Raw genomic sequence first — 8,906 nt, 5'->3', positions numbered from 1 at the left:
GGCCACGGATCGCGTGGACCGGTCGAAGAGGGCGAGCCCCAGTCGCTGCTCGAGCCGGCGCACCTCCTGGCTCACGACCGACTGCGAGACGAAGAGCGACTCGGCCGCGCGGCCGAAGTGGAGCCGCGTCGCGACGGCGTGGAACGCCTCCACCTGCCGCAGCGAGAATTCCATAGCCTCAGCCTATCAATCCGCGCCACTGTCAGCTTGATGCGATCGAGCCCCGGCTCGTAGTGTGGGAGCACGCTTTCGGATGAAGGAGACACCACCGTGCCCGCAGAATTCCTCGCGATCTCAGACGAGGTCCGCGCCGCCGTCGCCGACGGGCGCCCCGTGCTGGCCCTCGAGTCCACCATCTTCACCCACGGCCTGCCCCGCCCCCGCAACGTCGAGGTCGCCCTCGAGGCCGAGGAGCACGTGCGTGCCGCGGGCGTCGTGCCCGCCACCATCGGCCTCGTCGACGGCGTGCCCACGGTCGGCCTCTCGACCGCCGAGATCGAGCGCCTCTCGAACGACGACGCCGTGGTCAAGGTGAGCCTCCGCGACATCCCCGTGGCCTCGGCGAAGACGCTCAACGGCGGCACCACGGTGGCGGCCACGGCGTACCTCGCCACGCTCGCCGGCGTGCGGGTGTTCTCCACCGGCGGCCTCGGCGGCGTGCACCGCGGTGCCGAGACCACCTTCGACGAGTCGGCCGACCTCGGCACCCTCGCCACCCTCCCCCTCGTGGTGGTGAGCGCGGGCGTGAAGTCGATCCTCGACATCCCGCTCACGCTCGAGCGGCTCGAGACCCTCAACCTCGCCGTGGTGGGCTACCGCACGACCGACTACCCGGGCTTCTACATCTCCGACTCCGGCTATGACATCGAGTACTCGGTCGACAGCCCCGAGGAGATCGCGCGCGTCGTCGCGGCGCGCGACGCCCTCCGGATCGCCTCGACCCTCCTGGTGGCGAACCCCGTCGCCGCCGACAAGCAGCTCGACCCCGCCGTGCACGACTCCGTGCTCGCCGAGGCGCTCGCGGCGGCCGATGCCGCGGGCATCTCCGGCAACGAGACCACGCCGTTCCTGCTCGACTTCGTGCAGCGCACGACCGGCGGAGCGAGCCTTGACGTCAACGTCGAGGTCTATCGCGGCAATGTCGCGCTCGGCGCGCAGATCGCCGTCGCGCTCACGGCCTGAGATCCGCGATACCGTAGTGCCATGAAGATGCGAAAGCTCGTTCCGCTCACGGTCGCCACCCTCGCCGCAGCCTTCGCGCTGACCGGCTGCACCGTCACCGGCCCCACCGAGAACTTCTCGGGCCTGCCGGACGAGGAGCACATCATCACCGAGAGCGAGGGCGGCGAGGACTCTGGTCTTCAGGCCTTCTGGCTGCACGAGGGCTCGCAGATCGGCGTCGCGATCTCGGGCAGCTCCACCTGCCCCGTGATCGGCTCGAAGATCACGGTCGTCGAGCCCGAGGCCGACGGCGAGGGCGAGGGCAACGTGGTCGAGATCGCGACCGTGCCGCTGTCCGATGACCAGCCCTGCACCATGGACTTCGTGCCGCACACCTCGGTGTTCTGGACCCCGGACTCCGTGACCACCACCGAGCCGCTCACCGTGCGCGTCGGCGACCAGGAGGTCGAGCTCCCGATCAAGTAGCGGGTGCCACCGAGCTCCACGGCAGTGTGAGCTCACCGAGCCGCTGCCGGCGCTTCGGCGTCTGCACCGGCCAGTCCGTCGCGGCGAGGGACGCCAGGGTCGCGAGCCAGCGCTGCACGGGGCCGTAGGTCCCGAGGCTCGCATTGTGCTGCCAGAACCGGTCGAGATCGGCGAGCAGCCGGTGCACCGGCTCCCCGGGCACGTTGCGGTGGATGAGAGCCTTCGGCAGGCGCTCGGCGACGATCGACGGATGCTCGAGCCCGGTCAGCCGGAGCGACAGGCTGAACGTGCGCGGCCCGTCGTGCCCCACGACCACCCAGCTGCTCACACGACCGACCTCGTTGCAGGTGCCCTCGACCAGCACGCCCTCGGGCTGCAGCCGGGAGACCATGAGCTCCCACGACTCCGCCACCTGCGACTCGTCGTACTGCCGCAGCACGTTGAACGCGCGGATGACGGCGGCCCGCCGGCCCGCCGGGAGCGGCACCTCGAAGCCGCCGAGCGCGAAGTCGACCGACGCATCCGGGGCGAAGCTCGTGCGGCCGTCCCGCACCTCCTTCAGCTGCGCGGTGGCCGTGGCCACGCGCTCGGGAGCGATCTCGAGACCTCGCACGTGAACGTCCGGCCGCACGGCCGCGAGGCGCGCCTGCAGTTCGAACGCGGTGACGCCGCTCGCGCCGTAGCCGAGGTCGACCACGAGCGGATCGGCCGTCTGCCGCAGCACCGGGAGCGTCGTGATGAAGCGGTCGACCCGGCGGAGCCGATTGGTATTCGTCGTTCCCCGGGTCACGGCACCGATAGGCATGCCCCCAATAGTATGGAGGCATGTCGACTGAGCCCTACACCCTCATCCTCCTGCGCCACGGCAACAGCGAGTGGAACCAGAAGAACCTGTTCACCGGATGGGTCGACGTCGACCTCTCGGAGCAGGGCGTCGGAGAGGCGACCCGCGCCGGCGAGCTCCTCGCCGCATCCGGAACCCTGCCCGACGTGCTGTACACCTCGCGCCTCACCCGAGCCATCCGCACCGCCGAACTCGCGCTCGCCGAGGCCGGCCGCTCGTGGATCGACGTCAAGCGCTCCTGGCGGCTCAACGAGCGCCACTACGGCGCCCTGCAGGGCAAGGACAAGGCGCAGACCCTCGCCGAGTACGGTCCAGAGCAGTTCCAGACCTGGCGCCGCTCGTTCGACGTGCCGCCGCCCCCCATCGACGACGCCGACCCCTACTCGCAGGTCGGTGACCCGCGCTACGCCGACCTCGGCGACGACGTGCCCCGCACCGAGTGCCTGAAGGACGTCATCGAGCGGATGCTGCCCTACTGGGAGTCGGACATCCAGCCCGACCTCGCCCTCGGCAAGACCGTGCTCGTCACGGCCCACGGCAACTCGCTGCGCGCGCTCGTGAAGCACCTCGACGGCATCTCCGACGACGACATCGCCGAGCTCAACATCCCCACCGGCATCCCGCTCGTCTACAAGCTCGACGAGTCGTTCGTGCCCGTCGGCCCCGCCGAGTACCTCGATCCGGAGGCCGCCGCCGCCGGTGCCGCCGCGGTCGCCGCGCAGGGCAAGAAGTAGCACCGTGGCCGAGTCGACAACGGCGTCGATGAGGGCCGCGATCTGGGAGGGCACGTCGAGCGCCCTCACGGTCGAGACCGTCCCGGTCCCCGAGCCCAAGGCGGGGGAGGCCCTGCTGCGGGTCGCGGCCTGCGGGGTCTGCCACACCGATCTGCACGTCATGAAGGGCGAGGTGGCGTTCCCCGCACCCGCCGTGATGGGACACGAGGTCAGCGGCACCATCGTGTCGTTCGGGGGTGGCGCCGACGGCCAGGAATCGGCCTCCGACTCCGGTCTCGCCGTCGGCGACCGGGTGGTCGGCGCGTTCATCATGCCGTGCACGCGCTGCGAGCCGTGCCTCGAGGGCCGCGACGACATGTGCGAGGTGTTCTTCGGCGAGAACCGCCTGAAGGGCAATCTCTTCGACGGCACCTCGAGGCTCACCCGCGCCGACGGCAGCCGGCTCTCGATGTACTCCATGGCAGGTCTCGCCGAGTACTCGGTGGTGCCGGTGGCCGCGCTCGCGAAGCTCCCCGACGGCGTGCCGCTCGAGGAGGCCGCCGTGCTCGGCTGCGCCGCCTTCACCGCCTACGGGGCCGTGCAGAAGTCGGGTCTCACCGCCGGCCGCTCGATGGCCATCGTGGCCACAGGCGGGATCGGCTCGAGCCTCATCCAGGTGGGGCGGTGGGCCGGCGCGCATCCGATCATCGCGATCGACGTCGACGACGACAAGCTCGCCGCCGCCCGGGAGCTCGGCGCCGACGTCGTCATCAACTCCCGTACCGAAGACGCCTTGGCGAGGGTGCGCGAGGCCACCGGCGGCAAGGGGGTGCACGTGGCCTTCGAGGCGCTCGGCCGCCCGGAGACCTTCGAGCTCGCGGTGTCGCTCCTTCGTGAGGGCGGCCGGATGGTCGCCGTCGGCATCGCCGCCGGTGCCGCGACCGCGGCCGTGCCCATCACGCCGCTCGTGCGTCGCGGCCAGGAGATCGTCGGCTCGTTCGGGGCCCGCACGCGTGAGGACCTCCCCGAGGTGGTGCGCATGGCGGCCGAAGGCGGCTACGACGTCGAGGACGCCGTGACCCGACGGTTCCCGCTCGAGGAGGCGGGGGAGGCGTTCGCGCTGCTGGATCGCGGCGGCATCAAGGGGCGGGCCATCGTCGTCATGTCGCCCGAAGCCTGATCAGCTGCGACCCGCCGCTCGCACGACGAAGCCCCCGGCCCTCTGAGGGCGCCGGGGGCTTCGTCGGTGAACGCGCGGTTACGCGTTGGAGCTGCTGCTCGGCCACTCGCCGGTGGCCAGGTACTGCACCTTCTTGGCGATCGAGACCGCGTGGTCGGCGAAGCGCTCGTGGTAGCGGCTCGCGAGCGTGACGTCGACCGTGTCGACCGCCTCGCCCTTCCAGTGCGCGCCGAGCACCGCGTCGAAGACGCTCACGTGCAGCTCGTCGATCTGGTCGTCATCGTTGCGGATCTCGTCCGCCAGCTGCACGTCCTCCGTCTTCAGGAGCACGGTGAGCTTCTTCGCGATCTCCACGTCGAGGCGACCCATCTCGGAGAACGTCTGGCGCAGGCTCTTCTTCACCACCTTGTCGGGGTAGCGGTAGCGGGCCAGCTGAGCGATGTGCTCGGCGATGTCCCCCATCCGCTCCAATGAGGCGCTCACGCGGAGGGCCGTGACGACGATGCGCAGGTCGCGGGCGACCGGCTGCTGCAGGGCCAGGATGCCGATGGCCAGCTCGTCCAGGCTCGCGGCGAGCGAGTCGATCTTGGGGTCTTCGGCGATGACCGTCTCGGCCAACGTGACATTCGACTCGTTGAACGCCGTGGTGGCGTTCGTGATGGCGACGGTCACGAGCTCGGAGATCTCGACGAGACGCTCTTGAACCTCGCGCAGCTCTTGCTGGAATACCTCACGCATGCGTGCAGGGTCCTTTCTTCGGTACGGCCATCCTCACCGGAGGAGGTTAACGCGAGGTGCCGCGGAGTTGAACAGTCGACGAAGCGGTGGGCTCGCGCCCCTCCGTGGGGATCCCGAGGGTCGGCGACTCATTAGTGTAGTGCGTATGGAAACAGGCTGGTTGGTGCTGTTGTCTCTGGCACTCGGCCTCTTCGTCGGCGCAGGATTCGTGATCCTGCTCCACATGGCTGAACGACGGGGAAACGACGCGGTCACCGCCGTCTCGAGCGGTGTGCCCGACGGAGTCGACCACATGATCGACGCCCTCGACTTCGCGGGCCTCGTGCTCGACCCCTCGAACAACGTCGTCAAGGCCTCCGAGACCTCTTACACCTACGGCCTCGTGGCGAACGGTCTCCTCGTGCACGAGGAGATGCTGCGCTTCGTCGCGCGGGTGCGCACGACGGGCGAGTCCATCAATGAGGAGATCACGCTCGCCCGCGGGCCGTTCGGCGAGGCGATCATCCACCTCGACGTGCAGGTGGCCAGGCTCGGCGCCCGTTACATCCTCGTGCTCGCCGAGGACCGCACCGAGGCCTACCGTCTCGAAGAGGTGCGACGCGACTTCATCGCGAACATCAGCCACGAGCTGAAGACGCCCATCGGCGCCATCTCGCTGCTCGCCGAAGCGCTCGAGCCGGCCTCCGACGACCCCGAGCAGGTTCGCCGCTTCGCCAGGCGCATGGGCACAGAGGCCACCCGGCTCACCCAGATCACCCGCGAGATCATCGAGCTCTCCCGGCTGCAGTCGACCGACGTGCTCGCCTCGGCGAAGCTCCTCGACATCGACGCCATCGTGTCGGCGGCCGTCGACCAGAACCACGTGGTCGCGGACGCCCGGGGCATGAAGATCGCGGTCGGCGGCTCGAAGAAGGTCAAGGTCATGGGCGACGAGACGCTGCTCACCCTCGCCCTCAACAACCTCATCGCCAATGCCGTGCAGTACTCGCCCGACGGATCGCGGATCGGCGTGGGCGTGCACCACGGCGACGGTGTGGTCGAGCTCGTGGTCACCGACCAGGGCATCGGCATCCCCGAAGACGACCTGCGGCGCGTGTTCGAGCGCTTCTTCCGTGTCGACCAGGCGCGCTCGCGCAACACCGGCGGCACCGGCCTCGGCCTCAGCATCGTCAAGCACGTGGTGCAGAACCACGGCGGCGACATCCGCGCCTGGTCTCAGATCGGGCAGGGCAGCACCTTCACCATCCGGTTACCCGAAGCCACGGCCGAGACGGCCGCCTCGCGAGGAGAGAAACAACGATGACCCACATCCTGCTGGTCGAAGACGAGGCCGCGCTCAGCGAGCCGCTGAGCTATCTGCTGCGCCGCGAAGGCTACGGAGTGACCGTCGCGCCCGACGGACCGAGCGCCCTCAGCGAGTTCGAGCGCGGGGGAGTGGACATCATCCTGCTCGACCTCATGATCCCCGGCATCCCGGGCACCGAGGTGTGCCGCGAGATCCGCACCCGCTCGCAGGTGCCGATCATCATGCTCACGGCGAAGGACTCCGAGATCGACATCGTCGTGGGGCTCGAGCTGGGCGCCGACGACTACGTGACCAAGCCGTACTCCACCCGCGAGCTGCTCGCGCGCATCCGGGCCGTGATGCGGCGGCAGGTCGAAGCGGTCGACGCCGCCGAGCCCCTGCTCGCGGCGGGCCCGGTGACGATGGACGTGGAGCGGCACACCGTGTCGGTCGACGGCAAGGAGGTGGCGATGCCGCTGAAGGAGTTCGAGCTGCTCGAACTTCTGCTGCGGAACGCCGGCCGGGTGCTCACCCGGGGGCAGCTGATCGACCGGGTGTGGGGGTCGGACTACTTCGGCGACACCAAGACGCTCGACGTGCACATCAAGCGCATCCGCTCGAAGATCGAGACGACCCCGTCGGAGCCGGCGCTGCTCGTGACCGTGCGCGGGCTCGGCTACCGCTTCGAGGGGTAGCCGAGAGGCCGACTACTCGATCGGCTCGGTGACCTCGGGCTCGGCCGGCGTGTCTGCGGTCGGCTCGGGGCTCGGCTCGACCGTGGGGGTCGGCGTCGGGGTCTCGGTGGGCGTCGGGGTCGGGGTCGGGGCGAGGCCCGTGTACTCCGGGAGCGACGTGTTGAGCACCGGCACGAGCACCTCGGCGCCCTCGGCGTCGCCGGCCTGGAAGTAGATCGGGAAGAGGCTGCCGGGCTGCGAGACGTTCGAGAGCAGGATGTCGTCGCGGTCGGAGTCGCCGAAGCTCGTGATGGCGCCGCCGCCGGCGACCGACACGGTCTGGGTGACGCGCTCGCCGCTCTCGCCGTCTTCGTACTGCACCGTCACGCGGGCGGCCTGGTCGCCCGCGTTCACGAACGAGACGAGGAGGCTGCCGAGCGTGCCGTCCTCGCTGATGACGATGGCGTTGCGGATGGCGACGTCGCCGACCTTGGCGTTCACGCCATCGGAGGCCTCGACGATCTTGGTGGTGGCCTGAGGGGTGACGAACGCGCAGCCGGCGGTGCCGGTGACGATCAGGGCACCAACCAGAACGGATGCCGCGAACCGAGCTCTCACAAGACCCTCCAGAGTCGTCGACGCTTTGAGATCAGCCTACAACGGGCGCGCGTCCGGCGGCTGGTTAGGTCACCCTTACCACATACCCCCTGTGGTATCCTAGAGGTCACGGAAGGACATCCATTCATGCTTTTTGAGGTTGGCGAAACTGTCGTTTACCCCCACCACGGAGCCGCGACCATCTCCGAAGTCAAGACCCGGGTCATCAAGGGCGAAGAGAAGATCTACCTCAAACTCCGTGTGACGCAGGGCGACCTCACCATCGAGGTGCCGGCCGACAACGTCGATCTCGTCGGTGTGCGCGATGTCATCGGCCGCGAGGGGCTCGACAAGGTCTTCGAGGTCCTCCGTGCTCCCTTCACCGAGGAGCCCACCAACTGGTCGCGCCGCTACAAGGCCAACCTCGAGAAGCTCGCCTCGGGCGATGTCATCAAGGTGAGCGAGGTCGTGCGCGACCTGTGGCGCCGCGATCAGGATCGCGGACTGTCGGCGGGAGAGAAGCGCATGCTCGCGAAGGCCCGCCAGATCCTCATCTCCGAGCTGGCACTCGCCGAGAAGACCGATGAGGAGAAGGCCTCGCTGGTGCTCGACGAGGTGCTCGCCTCCTAGTCGCTCCCGTCGTGTCGTCGCCTGCCCCGTCCGTCGGGGTCGTCGTCGTCGCGGCCGGATCCGGCACCCGGCTCGGCCGCGCGACGCCCAAGGCGTTCGTCGAGGTCGCCGGGCGCAGCATCCTGTCGTGGGCGATGGATTCCGTGCGCGGAATATCCGAGCCGGTCGAGCTCGTCGTGGTGGTGCCGGCGGATCTCGTGGAGGCCGCCGTCGCGCAGCTCGCCTCGCTCGAGCTGCCGTTCGCGGCGGTCGCGGGCGGTTCCACCCGGCAGCAGTCGGTGCAGGCCGGGCTCGCGGTGCTCGGCGACGGTGTCGACGTCGTTCTCGTGCACGATGCCGCTCGGCCGTTCACCCCGGTCGAGGTGTTCGAGCGCGTGATCGCGGCCGTGCGCTCGACGGGGTCGGGCGTCATCCCCGGCCAGCCCGTGACCGACACCATCAAAGGCGTCGACGGATCGGGCCTCGTGCTCGAGACGGTCGACCGGTCGCGCCTCACCGCCGTGCAGACTCCGCAGGGCTTCCCCCGCGCGCTGCTCACGGAGGCCTACGAGCGGGCGGTCGAGGACGTGACCGACGACGCGGCGCTGGTGCAGCAGCT

The 8,906-nt window shown here is 69.6% G+C and carries 12 protein-coding genes; 8 read left to right on the top strand and 4 right to left on the bottom strand.

The genetic code is table 11. The features are described 5' to 3' along the window. Window positions 1–174, bottom strand: a 174-nt coding sequence (locus Q0D57_RS18250; protein WP_291046759.1) for a LysR family transcriptional regulator, incomplete at its 3' end; no start/stop codon positions are given. Window positions 175–270: 96 nt separating this feature from the next. Here Q0D57_RS18250 and Q0D57_RS18245 point away from each other — a divergent pair. Together Q0D57_RS18245 and Q0D57_RS18240 are read left to right on the top strand one after the other, a co-directional pair. Further along, complete coding sequence (locus Q0D57_RS18245; RefSeq protein ID WP_291046758.1) at window positions 271–1,182, top strand: pseudouridine-5'-phosphate glycosidase; 912 nt, start codon at window positions 271–273, stop codon at window positions 1,180–1,182. A gap of 21 nt (window positions 1,183–1,203) precedes the next feature. Further along, a complete protein-coding gene (locus Q0D57_RS18240; RefSeq protein ID WP_291046756.1) occupies window positions 1,204–1,647 on the top strand; it encodes a hypothetical protein in 444 nt (147 codons plus the stop codon). Here the strand turns inward: Q0D57_RS18240 and Q0D57_RS18235 are convergent. Continuing rightward, the gene (locus Q0D57_RS18235) at window positions 1,640–2,452 is read right to left on the bottom strand and encodes a class I SAM-dependent methyltransferase (RefSeq protein WP_291046755.1); all 813 of its coding nucleotides are present in this window, start codon (window positions 2,450–2,452) and stop codon (window positions 1,640–1,642) included. The two genes, Q0D57_RS18240 and Q0D57_RS18235, sit on opposite strands and share 8 nt — an antisense overlap. A 20-nt stretch (window positions 2,453–2,472) precedes the next feature. On the opposite strand from Q0D57_RS18235, the gene Q0D57_RS18230 reads away from it, so the two are divergent. Both Q0D57_RS18230 and Q0D57_RS18225 read left to right on the top strand, forming a co-directional pair. Next, on the top strand, window positions 2,473–3,225 hold the full coding sequence (locus tag Q0D57_RS18230; protein WP_291046753.1) for a phosphoglyceromutase: 753 nt from the start codon (window positions 2,473–2,475) through the stop codon (window positions 3,223–3,225). A 4-nt stretch (window positions 3,226–3,229) separates the two neighbouring features. Then, window positions 3,230–4,384 carry a zinc-binding dehydrogenase gene (locus tag Q0D57_RS18225; protein ID WP_291046751.1) on the top strand — a complete coding sequence of 385 codons (1,155 nt, stop codon included), beginning with the start codon at window positions 3,230–3,232 and terminating at the stop codon, window positions 4,382–4,384. 78 nt (window positions 4,385–4,462) lie between these two features. Here Q0D57_RS18225 and phoU read toward each other — a convergent pair whose 3' ends face one another. Continuing rightward, window positions 4,463–5,122: a phosphate signaling complex protein PhoU gene (gene phoU / locus Q0D57_RS18220; protein WP_291046749.1), complete on the bottom strand. Its 660-nt coding sequence runs from the start codon at window positions 5,120–5,122 to the stop codon at window positions 4,463–4,465. 223 nt (window positions 5,123–5,345) lie between these two features. Between phoU and Q0D57_RS18215 the strand changes: the two genes are divergently transcribed. Together Q0D57_RS18215 and Q0D57_RS18210 are read left to right on the top strand one after the other, a co-directional pair. After that, window positions 5,346–6,425, top strand: coding sequence for an ATP-binding protein (locus Q0D57_RS18215; protein ID WP_366518643.1), 1,080 nt, complete (start codon window positions 5,346–5,348; stop codon window positions 6,423–6,425). Continuing rightward, entirely contained in the window at window positions 6,422–7,102 is a 681-nt protein-coding gene (locus tag Q0D57_RS18210) for a response regulator transcription factor (RefSeq protein WP_291046744.1), read from the top strand. Before Q0D57_RS18215 ends, Q0D57_RS18210 begins: the two co-directional genes overlap by 4 nt. Window positions 7,103–7,114: 12 nt before the next feature. Here Q0D57_RS18210 and Q0D57_RS18205 read toward each other — a convergent pair whose 3' ends face one another. Further along, window positions 7,115–7,699, bottom strand: a complete 585-nt coding sequence (locus Q0D57_RS18205) for a hypothetical protein (protein WP_291046742.1) — start codon at window positions 7,697–7,699, stop codon at window positions 7,115–7,117. Window positions 7,700–7,825: 126 nt separating this feature from the next. Here Q0D57_RS18205 and Q0D57_RS18200 point away from each other — a divergent pair, with 126 nt between their 5' ends. Both Q0D57_RS18200 and Q0D57_RS18195 read left to right on the top strand, forming a co-directional pair. After that, the gene (locus Q0D57_RS18200; RefSeq protein WP_066040922.1) at window positions 7,826–8,308 is read left to right on the top strand and encodes a CarD family transcriptional regulator; all 483 of its coding nucleotides are present in this window, start codon (window positions 7,826–7,828) and stop codon (window positions 8,306–8,308) included. Window positions 8,309–8,319: 11 nt separating this feature from the next. Next, the coding region (locus tag Q0D57_RS18195) for a 2-C-methyl-D-erythritol 4-phosphate cytidylyltransferase (RefSeq protein WP_291046740.1) at window positions 8,320–8,906 on the top strand (587 nt) is incomplete at its 3' end.

The organism is Herbiconiux sp., assembly GCF_023264895.1.
In the GTDB taxonomy this organism is placed as follows: domain Bacteria; phylum Actinomycetota; class Actinomycetes; order Actinomycetales; family Microbacteriaceae; genus Herbiconiux.
This window is presented reverse-complemented; position numbering and strand designations above follow the sequence as displayed.